The sequence below is a fragment of the Vibrio chemaguriensis genome, from assembly GCF_012275705.1.
Taxonomy (GTDB): Bacteria; Pseudomonadota; Gammaproteobacteria; order Enterobacterales; family Vibrionaceae; genus Vibrio; species Vibrio diabolicus.
Genome location: NZ_SHOE01000012.1, coordinates 47,830 through 68,375 on the forward strand (window position 1 = coordinate 47,830; position 20,546 = coordinate 68,375).

The window sequence follows — 20,546 nt, forward strand, 5'->3', positions numbered from 1 at the left end:
TAAATTGAGTGAATGAATAGTATCGAAACAAAAGGAAGAAGAAATAAACTTCTGCGACTTTGTAGATAAAATTGGGCAACGTCCCACATATTTTATAAATGTACGAGCACTGCTATTAATCAGTGCTCGTTATGGTCGGTGGGGTGCAGATAAACGCTACTTTAACCTGTAAGAACGGCGTCTTCTGGGTACTTGATTAAGGTAGGTTCAGGGCGGGCTAACATGTAGGCAAGCGTGAGTGGCCCGATACGACCAATGATCATCACCACGATCATAATGTACTTGCCAGGTTCAGAAAGCTCTGCCGTCAAACCAGCGGTAAGTCCTACCGTCGCAAATGCGGAAATGGTTTCAAACATGACCTTATCAAAGCTTGCCTTCTCTGTGAGCATCAATAAAAACATCGCGCTTGTCAGAATGGCGCCGCTCACAACGATAATGGCGAGTGACTTAGTCACGGTTTGCCAGTTTACGGTTCGTTTAAACATAACCACGTGTTTCTTTTGGCGCAAAAAGGTCCACGTAGCCATGAACGCAACGGCAAATGTGGAAACCTTAATACCGCCCCCTGTTGAGGTGGACCCAGCACCAATCAACATCAAAACAATCATGATCAATAAAGCTGGCTGGGTAAACTGCGCCAAGTCGACACTGTTGAATCCGGCCGTTCGAGCACTAGCTGATTGGAAGAATGCCGCCAACCATTGACCCGCCAAAGGTAACGATTCCATTGTATTTGGATTACTCCGCTCGAGTAACCAAAACATCACCGTCCCAACGAGGAGCAATATCGGTGTCGCGATAAGCATGATTTTGGTATGAAGATGCAAAAAGTGGAAACCTTTACGCCAGTTCAGCCAGATGTCACCCACAACAGTAAAACCAAGCCCACCAAAAATGAATAACCCGGCCAGGGTAAAGATGACCAGCGGGTCATTCACAAAGCTCATCATACTGTCTGAAAACAGAGCAAACCCTGCGTTGTTAAACGCAGAAATCGCATGAAATAACGCGTAAAACATGCCGGTTTGCCAGCCCATTTCAGGAACCCAACGAACGGAAAGGAAAATAAACCCAATAGATTCCGCGACAAGTGCAAAAATCACAATCCGCTTCACCAGTCGGTTTAAATTGACCTGTCGGTCTTGCCCTAGCGCTTCTTTCGCTAACGCCTGCTGGCGTAAGCTTAAACGCACACCAAACATATAGAGTAAAACCGCCGACAACGTCATCTGTCCCAACCCACCGATTTGCATTAAAAACATCAGCAAGATCTTCCCGGCTAACGTAAAGTGTTGCCCGGTATCGACAACACCAAGCCCTGTCACACTGATGGCGGATGTTGCGGTAAACAAAGCGTCCGTTATCGAAAGGCCTGTAACAGAAAAAACTGGCAAGGTTAACAGCACGGCAGAAGGCAGCAACACACCGAGAAAACTCAGCAATATAATCCGCGGCTCGTTACCCTTACCTTTTTCTCGTTTACCATCTGGCGCGTAAAAAACGCCTTTTTGATGAAACTGCGTCATAGTGATTTTAATTTATTTGCCAGCGCATCTTGCGGGCCAACCACAATAATGAGATCGCCAATTTCCAGCTTGGTATTAAGGTCTGGCGCCTTGGTAATTTCTGGGCCCCGTTTAAACCCGAGTACTTGCACACCGTCGACTTTGCACAGTGCGAGGTCACTTAATGTCTTACCCATCCAACGAGATCCAATCACAAACTCCGTCATGGCTAAACCACTACCTAAAGGGTGGAACTCAAGAACCCGTTTATCGAGCATTTTACGCGCGACACGTATCCCCATGTCACGTTCAGGCATGATAATGTGGTCCGCACCAATCTTTTGCAGGACACGCGCTTGAAATCGATCGTTGGCTTTAACCCATACTGACTTCACTCCCGCTTCTTTGGCGATCAGTGTGGCGAGAATACTGGCGTTAACGTCCGCTCCGATAGCAATCATCACCATGTCGTAATCATCAAGCTTAAGCTCAGCAACCGTCTCTTCGTGAGTACAATTAGCCACAATTGCCTGACTAACAAAACTGGCAGCTTCTTTAACTCTGTCTTCGTTGATATCAACCGCTAAAACTTGAGCTCCTGAATCTTGTAGCTCTTTACACACTGCCAAACCAAATCGGCCAAGACCAATAACGGCGAATTGCTTATCACCTGTTTTCATTTATGCCTCATCCTATGCATTCACTAGCAAGCAAAAAAGTCTGCGCCCATTCCTAAACTTGTGCAAACCTGAAGACAGAGAATTGACAAAAGCTTTACGAAAGCTGACTCACTTTGAGTGTTAAGCGTATGACATAAATTAACTTTTTTCCTCATTACGGCATAAAAGCCAACACTGTAAACCCATGAGTGAATCTCCCTAAAACGCAAAAAGCCGCAACAATGCGGCTTTTGGATCGTAGAGATAAAACAGGCTATTTTGATTCGCGCTTATCGTGCGGTTTACGCTTGTTCTTAGGTACGTAATTTAAAATAGAAATCGGCACTGGCTTTCTTGGTGCAAAGCCGTCAATTTCCACTCGCTCTAGCAAGTGCCCTAAACGGCTCTCGATCATACAAAGGTTTTTAAAGTCATCTTTTGAGACTAATGAGATCGCTTCACCTTGTGCGCCAGCACGACCAGTACGACCAATACGGTGTACATATTCATCCGCTGGATACGGTAAGTCGTAGTTAATAACAACGGGCAAGTTATCGATATCAATACCGCGTGCTGCAACACCAGTTGCGACTAGGTACTGGATTTCACCGGCTTTGAACTTTTCTATTAATTCTTGGCGAACACGCTGATTACGGCCACTGTGAAACGCTTCAGCCACAATGCCGCGCTTTTCAAGTTGGCTAACAAGCTTGGCAGCACCGTGTTTGGTTTCAATAAATACCAGTACTTGTGACCAGTCGTTTTCTTTGAGCATGTGACTTAACAGCGACGACTTCATGTCCTTATCGACGGTGGTGATCCACTGCTTGATGTTCGACTTAGATGCACTGTGTTTTGCAATCGTGATCTCTTCAGGATCAATAATCGCGTTTTTCGCCAAATCACGAACAGGATTAGATAGCGTTGCCGAGAACAGCAGACTTTGAACATGTTCTGGCATGCAATCAACGATCTTATCGATCGCATCGATGAATCCCATGTCCAACATTTTGTCCGCTTCATCAAGCACTAGCATTTCCACTTCATCAAAGTGAATGGCGCGTTGACCGTACAGGTCAATCAAACGTCCCGGCGTACTTACCACAATATCGACACCCTCGATCAAGGCTTGTTTTTGTGGCGCATAATCCACACCACCAAACATCGCCATTGAGCGCAGCGGTAAGTTTTTACCATAAGCTTCAATGCTTTGATGAACCTGAAGCGCAAGTTCGCGTGTGGGCGTAAGAATAATAGCGCGAGCGCGTTTTTTACGTTGCGTTTCGCCTTGACTAAGCTTTTCTAAGATTGGTAGAACAAAACTGGCCGTTTTACCTGTCCCCGTTTGTGCTGCAGCAATTAAGTTGCTACCACGCAGTACGATTGGAATGGCTTTTTGTTGGATAGAGGTCGGTTTTTCATAACCTAGCGCTTTTACTGCATCAGTAATCGATGCGCTTAAACCAAGCTTAGAAAATGGCATAGAAACGTCTCAACAGAAGAAATGGGCGCGTAGTGTATCAGAATCCCAGTGAAGTAACAGAAGGATTCATGCGCGTAGAGCCCGATAATAGAGCGCTGCATGATTTACTCGCAACATCACATTTCTTGCGCGTGAATCTAGTTATGCTGCTAACGTGTACATTACTGGGAAACGTTATGGACGTATTACTGCTGGTTGGATTAATCGCACTCAATGGTGCGTTTGCTATGTCAGAGATCGCTCTAGTCGCAGCCAAAAGCGGAAGGCTAAAATTAATTGCAGAACACAACGCCTCTGCCGCTTTAGCGCTCGAACTAAAAAACAATCCGACTCAGTTTCTTTCCACGATCCAAATAGGCATTACCGTCATCGGGCTATTAAGTGGTATTTTTGGTGAAGCAACGCTTTCAGTACCATTCGAAAATTGGTTAGTAACCCAAGGGCTAGAAAGAGAGATAGCCACGGTACTTTCAACGATGAGCGTCGTGCTCATGATCACCTACTTCGCGATTGTGGTGGGAGAACTCGTTCCCAAGCGCTTTGCACAAAACAACGCAGAAACCATCGCTATTATCGTAGCTTATCCGATCCACTGGCTCGCCAAGCTCACCACTCCTTTTGTCTTCTTATTGACGTTTTCAACCGATACTTTTCTCCGATTATTGCGCCAAAACGACAGCAACGGTGAGATTGTTACCGAGGAGGATATTTTTGCTATTGTTAGCGAAGGCTCTGAGTCCGGTGCGATTGAGCCACAAGAGCAATTGATGATTCGCAACTTACTCCACCTTAACGATCGTTTAGCATTATCGTTAATGACACCACGGTGCGATATCCATTACCTGGATGCCAACCAACCTATTGATGTCATCCTTACTGACCTTCGCCAAACCCAACACTCCGTATGGCCAGTCTGTAAGGGTAGTTTGGACAATATTATTGGCACCATTTCATCCAAAGTCCTGCTCGATGAATATGACGAATTGTCTATCAGTAAACTGGCTAAACAGCTCAAGCGTCCACGTTTTGTACCCGAGTCCATGAAAGGGTTACCTCTCCTTAACTACATGCAACAAACCAGTGCGGAAATGGTCTTTATTGTCGATGAGTATGGTGATGTACAAGGCCTAGTAACCCTATACGACTTGTTAAAGTCGATTGCTGGAGAACTGGGCATGGCGCCACAGCAAGTGTGGGCCAAGCAACAAAAAGATGGCAGCTGGTTGATGGACGCGTTGATCCCGCTCAATGAGCTCAAGAATAAACTCGAACTGAGCAGCATAGAAGGCGAAGAGCGAGAAGGCTTTCAAACATTAAATGGGCTTTTGACATGGCTTTATGGTCGAGTCCCAAATGTTGGGGAGCACATTCACTACCAAGGTTGGCGATTTGACATACTCCTCATTAAAAAACATCGCATTATGCAAGTCAGAGCCACCAAAGACACCGATACACCAACCAACAATAGCGAAGTGGAATAAAGCGCGGCCCTATCCCATCAAATTGGGCTGTAAACCTTTCTCTAGTTTTTTCCTCACTTTATAGGAAACATCATTAAGCGTGATTTTTCCTGTATTGTGACGATCGATACCCGCATTTTGTCGGTATGCAATCGAGCCTTGCTTGAACAAAACGAAAGAAGACGGTTTGCCAATCGCAGCAGGATAGAGAATTGCCATATACGCATCTTCCAGGCTATTGATTTTATGGCGATATGGCCAGTAATAGGCTTTTACATAGTCAAGTTGCTCGACCGCGCTCATCCTCGCAAGAGTTTTCGTACTCACTCCTAATGACTCAGCGGTAGAGGGCATAAATTGAATTAACCCTGTCGCCCCACTTCCTGAACCATTTTTGATGCTTGGACTGAAGGTTTCAGCGGTTTCAAATGCCATGCAGGCCATCAGATGATTAGGGTTGATCTCCAGCTCTTCACTAATACGAATGACTTTGCGTTTGAACTCTGGAGAAACTTTGCCTCCCCACGCCACCGCGTTCTCGGGATCAACAACCGAAGAGACTGTTGACGCGTCGTGTTCTTTGACAATTCGAGAAAGTAAAGGAAGTGTTTGGCGCAGTCGATGGTTCGAACTCACCAAGCGAATTGATTTGGCAAGAAACTTATCTTTTTTTTGGTGCAGTTTTTGGAACTTTACTAATTTATACAGTTGCTTATAAACCGTTTTCACAACGAAGCCGGATTTAGGGAACACTCCCAAAATGTAATCCATTTCCTACACGTTTAATATAAATATCAGCAACAATGAGTATGTATGTGATCATAATCACTATAAATTTTCTCAAATTCGATACACCTCGAAACAAGTGGTCAAGATGTCTCCAGTAAGCTCGAAGTACAAATAAAAAGGTATTGTCGAGAATAAAAAAGGTCTTACCAATTTCTCGGTAAGACCTAGGTTTACGCATCCTCAGCTAAGAGAATTTATACTCTTACAGTTCCGCTTCTCGAACCAGCTCAGCGAGCGTCGACAAACGTTGTTCGCTTTGTTTTACGTAAGGGTTGTTTGTATCCCAAGCGTACCCAGCCAAAATCGCGCTAATCATCTGCTTAATACGTGGATTCGGGTTTTGGTAGAAAATCACATCTTGCAATGTGCCGTTGTACCACCCCTCCACATAAGTACGGAATGTGTTCACCCCCACCATCAAGCGTTCCGAATACTCTTCTTGCCAGTCAACCACTTCACCATTTAATTGACGAGCTACGCAATCGGCCGCAAATTCCGCTGACTTCATGGCAATAGTAACGCCAGATGAAAACACAGGATCAAGAAACTCCCCGGCATTACCAAGCAGTGCGTAGTTTTCTGTCGCTAAACGTTTGACGTTCGCTGAATAGCCACCCAACTCTCCTGTTGGATTTGGGTACTTCGCGTTTCGCAACAAAGAAGCCAACCCCGGCTCTTCATTCGCCAACTGCTGCAAAGCTGCAAGCTTATCCTCTGAGTATCGCTCAAAAAACTCAGGCTCACCCACTACACCAAACGAACATGTACCATTCGAGAATGGAATTAGCCAGTACCATACATCGTGATTTTCAGGATGCACGGAAATCAGAATTTTATTACGATCGTACTCTAGCTCTTGTGGAGAGATATGATCTTCAATGTGAGTAAATATCGCTTTTCTTGGAGGAAGACAAGAAGGCTCTTCAAGATCCAACAAGCGTGGCAAAACACGGCCAAAACCACTCGCATCCAAAACAAAATCAGCTTCGATTTGATAGGTCTGTTTATCCGGCCCAACAACTTCTAAGCGCGATTTTTTGCCTTCAAACGCCAAGCTAACTAGCTCATGTTGATAACGAATATCGACGCCCTGCTCTGCGGCACTGTCGGCGAGCACTTTATCAAAACTGGCACGTTGCACCTGAAACGTCGTACCCGGCCCTGGGCTATATTTGTCCGTAAAATCGAACTGGGTGTAAACACCATTGCGACGAAATGCAGCACCATCTTTATATTGGAAGCCAAACTGCTTTACCGCATTGGTCATTCCGGCTTGCTCGACAACTTCCATACATGCAGGAAGCAGGCTTTCTCCGATAGAGAAACGTGGAAAGGTGGCTTTTTCTATGACAACGACATCTATGCCACGCGATTTTAATAACGCAGAAACGGTGGAGCCAGATGGGCCCGCTCCTACGACGACAACTTGCTTGAGCTCTGTTTTCATTCTGAATTTAGTTTGCTTGTAGTTTTAATAAGGTGTGACCAAGGCCAATGTTGTCGGTTCTTTCGACGACAGATAAACCTGCCGCTTCGACAATTTCTAAGAAATCATCACTGCGATAAAAACGACTATTGCCGTTGGCTAAACAGGTAAAGTAGAGAGAGGTTGCATTAAGGCTATAAGAAGCACCCGCGTATTTTTGGGCATCCCAAAATAGCTCCAATACGTAAATAGTATCTCCCTTCGTTAACTGGGCTTTGACTTTTTTAAGGATATTTAGGATCTCAATTGGTGAAAAGCAATCCAAGAACTGGCTCATCCACCATACGTCAGCATGCTCAGGCAATGTTTGTGCTTTATCAAGCATGTTAGCAGGGTATGGACGTACACGCTCGGCGAACTGGTTTTCTGAGACATTTGACATCGCCACTTCTAATTGCTGCGGCAAATCGACAATAGTAACTTCAACATCAGGATCATGCTTACAACACTGAATAGCCCATTTCCCGGTATTTCCACCAATATCCACTAGGTGCTTTGGCTTGCTTGCAAACACTTCTTTAAGCAGTAATGGAAACGAGCGATCCGAATAGAAGTGATCGAACTTAAACCAACTCTGTTTGGCTTGATCTGGCAGCGTCGACAGACCTTGATAAATCGTCTCCCAATTGCCCAACTCTTTCAAACCTGAAGGCTTACCTTCTTTAATCGCTTCCGTCAGATGCATCATCGCGGCGTAACAGACATCAGCCGTAAAATCCATGTTTGCGTTCGTCATACCATCGTGAAGAAGGTAAAAACCAAGGTTCGCAAGCGAATAGTTAGGTCTTTCCCATAAAACAATATGTGCGCTAATCGCCATATCCAACAATACTTTGACACCATATTCTGACACGCCCGTTTTCTCGGCAATGTCCGTGGCACTCATGCCTTGTGAACCGGCGCTGTCTAGCGCGGCTAAAATACCTAAATCTCGGAGCGTTCTGGCGGTCTGGAACACGATTGGTGCAAAAGATAACTTCTGAGCTTCTGTTTTTGCTTCAAAAGCATTAAAAGGGTCATTATTTTGATTTAACACGGAAAAACCTAACTGCAATTAATATTTTTATTGTTTAGACTGAGAGCCTAACAATGCAATAGCTCGTTGAATATCAACATTCAAGTTGTTTATCCAACGATTGTAATTGCGATGGATTTTGCCATCACTGGCTTTTAGATTTACTGAGTTGAGATAAATAATTGAGTAATATTTGTTGTTATATGGAATTTTTACTTCTGCAAAGTGTTTACGAACGTGAATTTTTGCAATAAGAACGCCTGGGCTTACTTCTTCAATCGTCCAACCTCGGTTGGTTGCCGATTGCACAATGGCCATTTTTACTTGTTTATTTTGAAGATCATAAGCAACTGGAGTATCCTCCACATTCATTACAGGTTGTACTCGTCCACAACCGACAAGAAGCAAAGTTAATAATAACGAGACATACAGCTTAAAACGCGACATGATAATTTCCTTTTTTATTATGACTTTGGGTAAAGCCCAATTTGTATCGAGCTGTAAAATAAACAATTTAACCCAATATGCCAAACTCGAAGATCAACATTTCGTTCAATATTGATGCGTGGACAGCGAATTCATTCGGTTTATCCGAATCCAATGAATGGAAACAATGGGCAACAGAGATAAAATGGCCAGAAGATGGCAAAATCAATGTTGCAGATATTCCTGCGATGATGCGCAGAAGAATGAGTCCACTTAGCAAACTGGCAGTGCAAACGGCAATCGAATTGCTTAATCAACATCAGGTTGATTACCTCGTATTTTCGAGTCGTCATGGCGAATTGCATCGCAGTGTTGCGTTAGTTAAAGATATTATTAACGGTGAAGAAGCGTCTCCGATGGCTTTTTCTCAGTCAGTGCATAATACCGCCGCAGGGCTTGCCACTATTGCAACCAAACAGCCCATCCCCCTAACTTCGATCGCTGCGGCAGAAAACACATTCCAAAGTGCAATATTAGAAGCATGGCTGTTTTTGTCCGACAATCCTGACAAAAAAGTCCTGCTTGTTGATTTTGATGAGCCTATGCCTGACTCTTATTTAGAATATGAAAACCAACAATACCAAGGGTTTGGACTCGGCTTGATACTTTCTCATGGAGATGGCTTCACGGTGCAAAGCGGCATCAGTGCAAAATGCTCAAACCACCCGTTGCCACAAGGCTTAGCGTTTTTGCAACACTACTTGTCAGATGAAAATCAGTGGACTATTCACGCTCCGCAACAAATTTGGGAATGGCAAAAGCAATGAGTCGCTTAAATCAGTATTGGCGTGTGCTAGCAACCGGCTTTTGTTTTTCAGTATTTGGGTTAGGTGGTTTAGCACTAAGCTTCATTGTTATTCCGACCATTCGTATTTTCGTTTCGGATCAAACGGAACGTGAATATAAAGTTCAAGGTGCCATTCGATATTCATTCAACACCTTTTGTAAATTGATGAAGTTAAGTGGAGCAATCGATTACGAAATTATTGGTGCCGATATTCTTCAACAAGATCGTAATTGTTTAATTGTTGCCAACCATCCTAGTTTAATCGATTACGTTCTCATTGCTTCACAATTAAATCGCTGCGACTGTTTAGTAAAATCGGCAATATGGTCGAATCCTTTTATGAAGCACATCGTAAAAGCAGCCGGATATATTCCCAATGAAGCGCCGGATGATTTATTAGCACTTTGTGATGAACGATTTAACAAAGGCAACGTGTTGCTTATATTTCCTGAAGGGACAAGAACAACACCAGATGTAGAACCAAAATTACAACGCGGCGCAGCACAAATTGCGGTAAGAACAGAACGAGATTTAAGGGTTGTCCATATTACGGTAACGCCAAGTTTCCTCACAAAAGAGAAAAAATGGTATCAAGTACCGGCAACAAAGCCTTTTTTCAGGGTTGAAGTTAAGGATAAAGTTGAGATTGACCCTTTTATAAAGCAAACTACGTCGCCGACAATAGCGGCGCGACGCTTACAACAGCACCTAGCTGAAAACATTTTTCCAGAAAACTTTTATTAATAAGCAGGTCCCAGTGGAACAGTTACACAACGACATTAAGCAACTTATTATTGATGCTTTAAACCTTGAAGATTTAACCGTAGATGATATTGAAACGGATGCACCACTTTTTGGTGATGGACTTGGCTTAGATTCTATCGATGCACTTGAGCTTGGACTCGCAATTAAAAAACAATACAACATCGTTATTGATGCCGACGACTCAAACACGCGCGAACACTTTGCTTCTGTAGCAAACCTAGCGAAATACGTTTCTTCTCAAACTAATGAATAAGTTGTAGGTATATTCATGACTGATGTAAATAAAGATCAAGTATTTGAACAAGTTAAAGATGCGCTTGTTGAGCTGTTCGAAATTGACGCAGCCGACATTCAGTCAGATGCGCACTTATACCAAGATCTCGACCTTGATAGCATTGACGCCGTTGATTTGGTCGTACACCTACAGAATGTCACTGGCAAAAAAATCAAGCCAGCAGAGTTTAGTGCTGTAAGAACCGTTGACGATGTGGTTAACGCCGTCACTGAGTTATTGAAGGAAAGTTAATGCGCCAATTGCTGACTGGTCTGTCTGCAATTGTACTGTTTGCCTACCCCTTCGCCGTCTATTTCGGTATAGATAAATTTGGCTTGAACTTAGTCGGGGGCTTGTTAATTGCTGCGTTACTTTTGCGTGTTTTCGTCGCAAATAAGACCCCACTAAAAGAGTTTAAATTCTTGGCGCTCGCTACGGGCGCTGTTGGCATTGTTCTAATTACACTTGGCATGGTGTTTAAACAACACGGGTGGCTTCACTTTTACCCTGTGGTTGTCAATGTATGTATGCTGTGTGTCTTTGGACTGAGCTTAAAACAGCCGCAATCAATCATTGAAAGGCTTGCTCGCTTGCAAGAGCCTGACCTTCCGGCTAGTGGCGTGGCTTACACACGCAAAGTGACGATGGTTTGGTGCGTTTTTTTTACGCTCAATGCTGCCGTTGCGCTCTATACCTGTTTCCTACCAGTAAAAATATGGACGCTTTATAACGGCCTCATCAGCTACTTACTTGCTGGTGGCTTGTTCGCTGGAGAATGGATCGTGCGTCAATTTGTTCGAAAGGAACACTAATCGTATGAATACAACGTATTCGAGCTTTACCTCCCTAGCGACCTTATTCGTCGCAGAGAGGCCTGAGCAATCCCCTGTCTCTTACGATCGCGACACAGTTATCACTTGGGGTGATTTCCAGCAGCACGTCGCAACGCTTGCTCAGCAGTTAGAAACCCAACCAACGCAAAACATTGCGTTGTGTTTTGGCAACAGCTGCCTGTTTGCCGTTGGCTTTTTCGCTTGTTGTTATGCAGGAAAATCCATTGTATTGCCTGGTAATTACCAACCAGAAGCACTCAAAGAACTCAGCGAGCACTACGATTTATTGCTGCATGATGCCGATGTCTCTGTTCCAGAACAGGTGAGTTCGCTTTTAATCGAAGCTAGTTCATTGTTAGAAACCACATTGACTAACAAACAACAAGTTGACCAACCTTATGTTTGGCGTGAATTAAACCTGGCGGAAATACCGGTAACGCTATTCACTTCTGGTTCAAGCGGCAAACCAAAAGCCATTGCAAAAACGCTGAAACAGCTCGATATCGAAGTTGCTATTCTAGACAACCTGTGGGGCGACACGGTTGCCAACACACGCGTTGAAAGCACCGTCTCTCATCAACACATTTACGGCTTGCTGTTTCGCGTATTGTGGCCTTTGTGTTCTGCACGTCCATTTTCAGCACGCAACCTCGAATTCCCTGAGCAAATTGTCCATCACGCCGATGCTGACACCACGCTAGTAAGCAGCCCTGCGTTACTAAAACGACTCAGTGAAGAGCACAATCCGGTTGCGATTCGGTGCGTATTTTCTTCTGGAGGCCCCTTGTCAAACCAAGCGGCGCAGCACAGCCAGCTGTTGTTTGGGTCACTTCCTATTGAAGTTTTTGGCAGCACAGAAACCGGCGGCATCGCCTACCGTCAGCAGCACGTAGCCAGCACTCCTTGGACGTTATTCCCTGGTGTTGAAGCCGAGCTTAACCATGAAAATTGTTTAAAGCTCCGCTCGCCACACATTGATGAAAACACTTGGTACCAAACTGCGGATGAATGCTATTTCCATGATAGTATTTCTTTTGAATTGCGTGGACGCACTGACCGAATCGTCAAAGTCGAAGAAAAGCGCATTTCTCTTGTCGAAGTGGAAAAACGTTTAGAGCAACTGCCGTGGGTTCAAGAAAGCGTGGTGATCCCAGTGGAAGAATCGGGTCGCCTCACGTTAGTCTCGATCATCGTACTTAACGATAAAGGCAGCGATGTGCTTAATGAACTTGGTAAAGGCAAGTTTTGGCTTGAACTTCGCAAAGCACTGCGCAATTGGTTAGAACCGATCGCTATCCCGAGAAAATTCCGAGTGGTCGACGAAATTCCATTGAACAGCCAAGGCAAACGCCAAGTTGCTGAAATTGAAAAATTATTCCAATAAAGCTAGTAACATGGAAAAAAGAAAACCAACTATTCAGAATATTGAAGTTAGTGACCACACCGCGGAGCTGTCGCTGCGTGTGGATGCTGACATCTTAGATTTCCAAGGTCATTTCAGTCACTTTCCTCTTTTACCCGGCGTCACTCAAATTGACTGGGCGTTGTTCTACGCCGTTCAATATTTGAACACCCCCAAGGTATTTAAAGGAATGGAAGTCATCAAATTTCAAGAGCCGATTCTGCCAAACGCCGACGTTTGTCTCTCACTCTCTTGGGACAATGAGCGCGAGAAATTGACCTTTAAGTACACATCGAAAAACGGTGAAACCTTGGTGACTCACTCGTCAGGCAAAATGAAACTGGGTGAGTCACGTGAGTGATTACCGTCCCTGCTTTTTAATTCCTTGCTACAACCACGGCAGCACAATTGCAGACGTGGTTGCATCGTTATCCTCTTTCGATTTGCCAGTGCTGGTCGTGGACGACGGCAGCAATGAAGACACCAAACAAGCGCTTTCAGCGTTGAGTGAGCAAGGACTGATAAAACTGATTAGTCTGAGTGAAAACCAAGGCAAAGGTGGCGCGGTGATGGCTGGCCTACATCAAGCTCACCAGCTTGGTTTTACGCACACCATTCAAATCGACGCAGACGGTCAACACGACCTAGAAGCACTACCCAAATTGCTCAGCGCCAGCGAAACAAAACCAGATAACCTGATTTCTGGCCAACCGATATACGACGAGAGCGTACCTAAAGCCCGTCTGTATGGTCGCTACGCTACGCACATTTGGGTGTGGATAGAAACCTTGTCACTGTCTATCAAAGACAGCATGTGCGGCTTCCGCGCCTACCCAGTGGCGAAAACGGTCGCCGTGTTGAACAAGTACAACATCGGCAAACGCATGGATTTTGATATCGAAATTCTGGTGCGAATGTACTGGGAAGGCGTCGATATTGATTTTGTTCCAACGCGCGTGATCTACCCTGAAGGTGGCATTTCCCACTTCGACGCATTGTGGGATAACGTCAAGATAAGCTGGATGCACACTCGCCTATTTTTTGGCATGTTGCCACGCATTCCTTCGCTACTCGCCAGAAAGCGCCGTCATACAGACGACAGCAATGCCCACTGGTCGAAACGAAAAGAACAAGGCACGATTTTAGGCATCAAAACCTTACTCGCGGTTTACCGCTTGTTCGGTAGAAAAGCGTTCGACCTGATTTTAAAATTAGTCATGCGCTACTACCACTTCACGGGTAAATCTGCCCGCGAAGCGTCTGAGATTTACCTGCAAAACTTACAGTACTACGCAGCGCAGCAGAACATCACACTACCAAAACAGTTGGACAGCTATCATCATCTGCTTTCTTTTGGGCGAACCATGCTCGACAAACTGGCGGCGTGGCAAGGTGACTTTAACGTCGACAACCTAACCATTCACGGCCAGCATCATTTCGAAGAGATGGCGCAGAAAAAACAAGGCGTGCTCATTTTAGGCTCGCACCTTGGCAATATCGAACTCTGCCGCGCGCTTGGTCGTCGACACTCTCATGTCAAAATCAATGCCTTGGTATTTACCCAACACGCTGAACAATTTAATGCGGTAATGAAGGCGGTAAACCCAAATTCGGAACTGAATCTGATTCAAGTCAGCTCAATGGGACCAGACACCGCAATTCTACTTCAACAAAAAATCGAGCAAGGCGAGTGGGTGGTGATCGTTGGCGATCGCACTTCCACCAGCAAAGAAAATCGTGTCGTTTGGGCAGATTTTCTTGGTAAACCTGCACCATTCCCGCAAGGCCCATTCATGCTAGCCTCGGTATTAAAAGCGCCGGTTTACCTACTCTTCGGCCTACGCGACGACGAAGCAAACACTCCGCATTTTAATGTGTACTTTGAACACTTTAGTGACCAAATCACGCTACCGCGCAAGGAGCGTCAGCAGGCACTAGAACACGTTGTTCAACAGTACGCACACAGATTAGAACACCACACACTGCAAGCGCCGTTACAGTGGTACAACTTTTTTAACTTCTGGACTTTAAGTAATCAGCCACATGACAAACAACAATAATCACAACATCACTTTTGGTGCCCAATCTTTAACCATCGAAGATGTCGTTGCCATTGCTCAAGGTGCAAAGGCAAACATGAACACCTCGCCAGAATTTACCGCGAAGATCGATCGTGGCGTGGCGTTTCTGGAACGATTACTGAAAGAAGAAGGTGTTATTTACGGCGTGACCACGGGTTACGGCGATTCATGCACTGTGGCGATTCCACCCGCTCTTGTAGATGAACTTCCGTTGCACCTTACGCGCTTCCATGGCTGTGGCTTAGGTCAAATCCTCTCTCATGAGCAAGCTCGCGCGGTATTGGCGACACGTTTATGTTCATTGTCGCAAGGCGTATCTGGCGTGTCTCACGATCTGTTGAACCAAATCGTTACGCTTATCAACCACGACATTGCGCCGCGTATTCCACAAGAAGGCTCGGTGGGCGCAAGTGGCGATTTAACGCCTCTGTCTTACCTAGCGGCGACCTTAATTGGCGAGCGTGAAGTGCTTTACAAAGGTGATGTGCGACCAACACAAGAAGTGTTTGCAGAGCTGGGCATAGAGCCAATTCGCCTAAAACCAAAAGAAGGTTTGGCGTTAATGAACGGTACTTCCGTGATGACTGCACTCGCCTGTCTTGCCTACAAACGCGCAGAATACCTAGCGCAGCTGTGCACCAAGATTACCGCAATGGTCTCTGTGGGTATGCAAGGTAACGATTTCCACTTTGATGAAGCGTTGTTTGCAGTAAAACCTCACCCTGGTCAACAGCAAGTTGCAACTTGGCTGCGTGATGATCTCAATGCTGAGCGTCCGCCACGCAATAGCGACCGACTGCAAGATCGTTACTCACTGCGTTGTTCGCCACACGTGATTGGCATGGTGCAAGACTCACTGCCTTGGCTACGTCAATTGATTGAGAATGAACTAAATAGTGCCAACGACAATCCAATTATCGATGGCGACAACGAGCGCGTTCTGCACGGCGGTCACTTCTACGGTGGTCATATCGCAATGGCGATGGATACGTTGAAAGTGAACATTGCCAACTTAGCTGATTTGCTGGACCGTCAGATGGCGCAATTGATGGATTACAAGTTCAATAACGGCCTGCCGTTTAACTTAACCGGTGCAGAAGGCGAGCGTAAACCGATCAACCACGGCTTTAAAGCGGTTCAGATTGGTATCTCAGCTTGGACGGCAGAAGCGTTGAAAAACACCATGCCAGCGAGCGTTTTTTCTCGCTCAACCGAATGTCACAACCAAGACAAAGTGAGCATGGGCACCATTGCGGCTCGTGATTGCCTACGCGTACTTGAGTTAACAGAGCAAGTTGCTGCGGCTTCACTCCTAGCAAGCGTTCAAGCGGTTGAGATTCGTCGCCGTCATAACGAATTGGACGAACACCACATGAGTCAGAGTTTGCGAGTAATTCGTGACGCCGTACTGAGCGAGTTTGAATTTGTGATTGAAGATCGCCCGTTAGAACAAGATTTGCGTCATTTCATTGAACGCATTCAGCAACGTCATTGGCCACTCTACGCGGAGGTATAATGCAAGAGCAGGTTCTCTACCCATTAGAAGCGGAGGTGACTATAGTCACCTCATTCCAAGATGCTGACCCGATGGGCGTGATTTATCACGGCAACTTCTTTCGATATTTTGAAGAAGCGCGTCGTGTGCTGATGGAGAAGATCCAATACAGCTATCGCGATATGCAAGACTCTGGGTACATGTGGCCGATCATCGATACGCGCGTTAAATACGTAAAGGCGATTCCGTTTAATCACACCATTCGTATTACCGCGCAACTCACTGAGTGGGAAAACCGCTTGCGTGTGGATTACGTGATTTACGACGCCGAAACGAATCAACGTATGTGCAAAGCGCATACAACGCAAGTCGCCGTATCCATTGAAAAGCAAGAGATGTGCTTTGTTTCTCCAGCTGTTTTTTTAGATAAAGTAGAGCAATGGCACAACCATGGGAGCCTGAACTAATGCAAAAGTGGTTACTCTCTTTTTTGCTGATATTTTCTGTTCCAGCACTGGCCACACCGACTGCAAACGTAACGGATTTAGCATCGCTTCAGCAGCAGTTGTCTCAGCATGAAATCGTACGCGGAGATTTTACGCAGCAGCGTCATCTGGAAATGTTTAGTCAACCTTTAACCTCTAAAGGTCAGTTCACACTGAGCAAAACACATGGCCTGTTGTGGCAACAAACAGAACCTTTCGCAGTCAATTTGGTATTGACGGAAAACAAACTTCGTCAGACTTTTGCCGACCAAGCACCGAAAACGATCTCTGCACAAGAAAACCCAATGGCGTTCTACTTTAGCCACGTGTTTTTATCCGTGTTCCACGGGGATACTTCTGCACTGCAAGAACAATTCACACTCGATTTTTCAGTTGAGAACAATCAGTGGCAGCTCGTTTTAGTGCCAAAACAGTCGCCATTAAATGCGGTGTTTAAAGCCATCACCCTTTCCGGTAAAACGCATATTGATCGCCTAACCCTGCAAGAGCTGCGCGGCGATAAGACCGAAATCACGTTTACGAACCAGACCTCTCTACCTCAGGAACTCACGGATGCCGAAGACGCTCAATTCCGTTTCTAAACTCAGTCTTGGCACTCATACCTTTGCTCTGGTTTGGCTCAATCTCGTTGTTTTAGCGGGCGCGTTGCTACTCAAACAATGGGTTTGGAGTGCAGAATCTCCGATTGAGACCAACATTTTAAAACTGTTGCCGAAGAACCAACAAAACCCGGTGGCTGAGCAAGCCTTTGAGTCGGTCTCGGCAAGTATGAGCGACAAAGTCATTTTCGTGATCACAGCGCCGGACAAAAATGCCCTTTTTGCAGCGGCCGCTGAATTTGATAAGGGGTTACGCCAAAGTGATCATTTTCGCGATGTGGTGGGAAAAATCTCACCTCAAGAACAGCAAGCTTGGGCGAGTTACTACTTTAAGCACCGTTTCCAATTGCTGACGCCTGAACAACGAGAACGTTTAAGCCAAAATCCAGAACAGCAAGTGCAGCATGTGATTCAGTCTCTGTACAACCCGTTTTCCGGAGTGACCGGGCAAGAGTTACAAAATGACCCTTTCTTGCTATTTCGGGATTATTTAAGCCAAGTTACCCAGCAATCGTCCTCTTTCCGGTTGGATAACGGCTATCTATCCGTCGAAAAAGACGGTGCTCAATACTTGCTTATTACTGCCGAACTAAAAGACTCGCCTTATAGCCTAACTGGACAGCTTGCCGTCCCTGATATTCAAGCACTAGAACAAAACGTCGCGCAGAAATATGGCGCTGAAGTGGCACATACTGGCGTTCTATTTTACGCCGACTTTGGTACGCAAAGTGCCAAATCGGAGATCAGTACCATCGGTGTGTTCTCTCTGCTCGGTATCATTGCATTGTTCGTATTGGTCTTTCTTAGTGTGGTGCCACTGTCCCTAGCACTGTTTTCCATCACCATTGGTTTGCTCGTTGCGTTGTCCGTTACGACGTGGATTTTTGGAAAAGTCCATCTGTTCAGCTTAGTGTTTGGCGCAAGTTTAATCGGCGTGTCTATCGACTACGCATTCCACTACCTAACGGAACGTCTTGCGGCGGGAAATGAATGGGATAGCGAGCAAGGGTTAAAGCATATTTTCATAGCTATCACACTGGGCTTAATCACCAGTTTGATCGGCTATTTGGGCATGTTGGTGGCACCGTTTCCTGGTTTGCAGCAGCTTGCGCTGTTTTCATCCATTGGTCTGATTGCCGCTTACATCACCGTGGTGGCTTGGTATCCGATACTGGCTCGTAACCCATCGCGATCCATTTCGAACTTACCAGGACAATCATTGTTGGCGAAATGGCTAACGCTTTGGAATCAACCTCGAATTAAAGTCGGATTGCCGATGTTATGTGTGGTTGTGAGTGGCTTTTTCTTGCTGCAATTGAACTACGATGACGACATTCGTCTGCTGCAAACGATGCCGAACGATCTCAAGCAGCAAGAAACCTTGATTACGACGCTCAGTGGTATGCAATCTTCTCAGCAAATGTTGGTCGTTACCGCCGACGATGACGAAAACCTAATGAAAAAGCTGGAGTCTTTGACGCCAACATTAGAAGCGTGGAAAGCGGACAGCACCATCGAAAGCTACCAGAGTCTGAGTCGCTACTTGAGCTCGGTGGAGCGTCAGCAACAAGACTATCAATTGATTCGCGATCTTTACGCGACACAATCCAGCCCACTAGCTTCCGGACTGAGCTTAAGTAAAAAGCCTAAAATGGACGCCGACTTTATCCCTGTCACGGTTGATCAGTACTTGCAAAACCCAGTATCAGCGCCTGTGCGTTTTCTCCATTTGGGTAAGATCAAAGGAAAATCTGCAACGGTAGTGGTGTTAAACCAATTGCAAGACTCCGCCGTTGTTAAGGCATTTGCCAAATCGCAGTCTGATGTTGTTTACCTAAACAAAGCTGAGGAAATATCCGCCCTATTTGGTGAATACCGAATCAAAATCATGGAGCTATTGGCAGCCGCTAGTGCTGTGATCTTTCTGGTATTAATCAAGCGGTACGGTCTGCAACACAGTTGGCGAGTTTTACTGCCATCATTGATTGCTTGCGCCTGCGGTCTGGCAACGGCAGTCGCGATGGGAACAACATTAAACCTGTTCAACTTGCTTGGCTTGGTGCTCATTCTTGGTATCGGGATCGATTACACTCTGTTCTTTGCCGAGAAAGCCCGCAGCGTGAGCACACTATTGGCGATCACCCTTTCGGCAATCACCACTGTGTTGTCATTTGGGTTGCTGTCACTCAGCCAAACTCACGCGATTCACAGTTTCGGCATTACGGTATTAAGTGGTATTTTTGTCGCTTGGCTGCTCTCTCCGATTGCAATTAAAACAGAGGAAACGACGTCATGATTTTCAATCACGCTTTTCGCTACGCGACGTTCATCACACTGAGTCTGTTTTTAAGTGCATGCAGCTTGGTACCTCACCAATCGACGCCTCAGGTCGACATTGCCGAGCACACCCAAGTTAGCTTGCCCACTCCCGCAAGCTTGGGCTATCAGTTGTCTGCCAGTCAGTTGATTACGGCTTCTTGGGCAATAGATGGTAAAACCACATCTGAGCAACTTCCGGTACAACTGCAAGTAACCAACAACGAAGTGGTGCTGGCAGGCTTCTCATCCTGGGGGACAAGAGTACTCTCACTGTCTTACGATGGAGAACAAATTCAAACCGAAGTGCTCAACGGTTTACAAGGTTCGCTACCGCAGCCAGAACAGGTATTATTTAACCTGATGATCACGCTCTGGCCGAGTTCCGCTTGGGAAGGGTCGTTAAATGAGGTAAGGTGGCGAATTATTGATAAAAATAATTCTCGCGCCATCTTTGATAGCGACGGTGAAAAGATCATTGAGATTCAATACAGCTCTTCTAACAAGTTAGAGGGTAAAATTGATTTTCATCACCTCAAACATCAGTTTTCAATTTCTATTCAAACACTGCAACATCAGATTAATTAAGAACAATTTAGAAT

21 protein-coding genes are annotated in these 20,546 nt (G+C 45.6%); 14 read left to right on the forward strand and 7 right to left on the reverse strand.

Features of this window, described 5'->3' with window-relative positions; translation table 11 throughout:
* Positions 1-161 precede the first annotated feature (161 nt).
* The 3 genes from EX191_RS12855 to EX191_RS12865 form a co-directional block, all read right to left on the reverse strand.
* Positions 162-1,529 (reverse strand): TrkH family potassium uptake protein, encoded by a 1,368-nt coding sequence (locus EX191_RS12855; protein WP_193447867.1) that lies wholly within the window; start codon positions 1,527-1,529, stop codon positions 162-164.
* Entirely contained in the window at positions 1,526-2,188 is a 663-nt protein-coding gene (locus EX191_RS12860; protein WP_006742864.1) for a potassium channel family protein, read from the reverse strand. Before EX191_RS12860 ends, EX191_RS12855 begins: the two co-directional genes overlap by 4 nt.
* Before the next feature lie 253 nt (positions 2,189-2,441).
* Complete coding sequence (locus EX191_RS12865) at positions 2,442-3,650, reverse strand: DEAD/DEAH box helicase (RefSeq protein ID WP_046874220.1); 1,209 nt, start codon at positions 3,648-3,650, stop codon at positions 2,442-2,444.
* Between the two features lie 176 nt (positions 3,651-3,826).
* Between EX191_RS12865 and EX191_RS12870 the strand changes: the two genes are divergently transcribed.
* On the forward strand, positions 3,827-5,131 hold the full coding sequence (locus tag EX191_RS12870) for a hemolysin family protein (protein WP_193447868.1): 1,305 nt from the start codon (positions 3,827-3,829) through the stop codon (positions 5,129-5,131).
* Between the two features lie 9 nt (positions 5,132-5,140).
* On the opposite strand, the gene EX191_RS12875 is transcribed toward EX191_RS12870, so the two are convergent.
* The 4 genes from EX191_RS12875 to EX191_RS12890 form a co-directional block, all read right to left on the reverse strand.
* Positions 5,141-5,881, reverse strand: coding sequence for a transglycosylase SLT domain-containing protein (locus tag EX191_RS12875; RefSeq protein WP_176320290.1), 741 nt, complete (start codon positions 5,879-5,881; stop codon positions 5,141-5,143).
* Between the two features lie 220 nt (positions 5,882-6,101).
* Entirely contained in the window at positions 6,102-7,346 is a 1,245-nt protein-coding gene (locus tag EX191_RS12880; RefSeq protein ID WP_193447869.1) for an NAD(P)/FAD-dependent oxidoreductase, read from the reverse strand.
* Positions 7,347-7,353: 7 nt separating this feature from the next.
* Positions 7,354-8,421 carry a methyltransferase gene (locus EX191_RS12885; RefSeq protein ID WP_005390460.1) on the reverse strand — a complete coding sequence of 356 codons (1,068 nt, stop codon included), beginning with the start codon at positions 8,419-8,421 and terminating at the stop codon, positions 7,354-7,356.
* Positions 8,422-8,448: 27 nt separating this feature from the next.
* Positions 8,449-8,847, reverse strand: coding sequence for a hypothetical protein (locus tag EX191_RS12890; protein ID WP_005390458.1), 399 nt, complete (start codon positions 8,845-8,847; stop codon positions 8,449-8,451).
* A gap of 77 nt (positions 8,848-8,924) precedes the next feature.
* Between EX191_RS12890 and EX191_RS12895 the strand changes: the two genes are divergently transcribed.
* The 13 genes from EX191_RS12895 to EX191_RS12955 are packed head-to-tail and all read left to right on the forward strand — an operon-like array spanning position 8,925 to position 20,532.
* Complete coding sequence (locus EX191_RS12895) at positions 8,925-9,653, forward strand: beta-ketoacyl synthase chain length factor (protein ID WP_193447870.1); 729 nt, start codon at positions 8,925-8,927, stop codon at positions 9,651-9,653.
* Positions 9,650-10,417, forward strand: coding sequence for a lysophospholipid acyltransferase family protein (locus EX191_RS12900; RefSeq protein ID WP_193447892.1), 768 nt, complete (start codon positions 9,650-9,652; stop codon positions 10,415-10,417). Before EX191_RS12895 ends, EX191_RS12900 begins: the two co-directional genes overlap by 4 nt.
* Positions 10,418-10,430: 13 nt before the next feature.
* Entirely contained in the window at positions 10,431-10,691 is a 261-nt protein-coding gene (locus tag EX191_RS12905) for a phosphopantetheine-binding protein (protein WP_005382278.1), read from the forward strand.
* A 15-nt stretch (positions 10,692-10,706) separates the two neighbouring features.
* The gene (locus tag EX191_RS12910; RefSeq protein ID WP_005382279.1) at positions 10,707-10,964 is read left to right on the forward strand and encodes an acyl carrier protein; all 258 of its coding nucleotides are present in this window, start codon (positions 10,707-10,709) and stop codon (positions 10,962-10,964) included.
* The gene (locus EX191_RS12915; protein WP_012842028.1) at positions 10,964-11,524 is read left to right on the forward strand and encodes a COG4648 family protein; all 561 of its coding nucleotides are present in this window, start codon (positions 10,964-10,966) and stop codon (positions 11,522-11,524) included. The genes EX191_RS12910 and EX191_RS12915 overlap by 1 nt, the downstream gene beginning before the upstream one ends.
* A 4-nt stretch (positions 11,525-11,528) precedes the next feature.
* The gene (locus EX191_RS12920) at positions 11,529-12,929 is read left to right on the forward strand and encodes an AMP-binding protein (RefSeq protein ID WP_193447871.1); all 1,401 of its coding nucleotides are present in this window, start codon (positions 11,529-11,531) and stop codon (positions 12,927-12,929) included.
* A 10-nt stretch (positions 12,930-12,939) separates the two neighbouring features.
* Positions 12,940-13,308 (forward strand): ApeI family dehydratase, encoded by a 369-nt coding sequence (locus EX191_RS12925; RefSeq protein ID WP_005460551.1) that lies wholly within the window; start codon positions 12,940-12,942, stop codon positions 13,306-13,308.
* On the forward strand, positions 13,301-15,007 hold the full coding sequence (locus tag EX191_RS12930; protein ID WP_193447872.1) for an LpxL/LpxP family acyltransferase: 1,707 nt from the start codon (positions 13,301-13,303) through the stop codon (positions 15,005-15,007). Before EX191_RS12925 ends, EX191_RS12930 begins: the two co-directional genes overlap by 8 nt.
* Positions 14,991-16,544, forward strand: a complete 1,554-nt coding sequence (locus EX191_RS12935; RefSeq protein ID WP_193447873.1) for an HAL/PAL/TAL family ammonia-lyase — start codon at positions 14,991-14,993, stop codon at positions 16,542-16,544. The genes EX191_RS12930 and EX191_RS12935 overlap by 17 nt, the downstream gene beginning before the upstream one ends.
* A complete protein-coding gene (locus tag EX191_RS12940; RefSeq protein ID WP_005396015.1) occupies positions 16,544-16,990 on the forward strand; it encodes an acyl-CoA thioesterase in 447 nt (148 codons plus the stop codon). Before EX191_RS12935 ends, EX191_RS12940 begins: the two co-directional genes overlap by 1 nt.
* Positions 16,990-17,610, forward strand: coding sequence for a LolA family protein (locus tag EX191_RS12945; RefSeq protein WP_017819935.1), 621 nt, complete (start codon positions 16,990-16,992; stop codon positions 17,608-17,610). The genes EX191_RS12940 and EX191_RS12945 overlap by 1 nt, the downstream gene beginning before the upstream one ends.
* Complete coding sequence (locus EX191_RS12950; RefSeq protein ID WP_193447874.1) at positions 17,582-19,924, forward strand: MMPL family transporter; 2,343 nt, start codon at positions 17,582-17,584, stop codon at positions 19,922-19,924. Before EX191_RS12945 ends, EX191_RS12950 begins: the two co-directional genes overlap by 29 nt.
* Positions 19,921-20,532 (forward strand): DUF3261 domain-containing protein, encoded by a 612-nt coding sequence (locus EX191_RS12955; RefSeq protein WP_005396018.1) that lies wholly within the window; start codon positions 19,921-19,923, stop codon positions 20,530-20,532. The genes EX191_RS12950 and EX191_RS12955 overlap by 4 nt, the downstream gene beginning before the upstream one ends.
* The last annotated feature ends 14 nt before the right edge of the window (positions 20,533-20,546 follow it).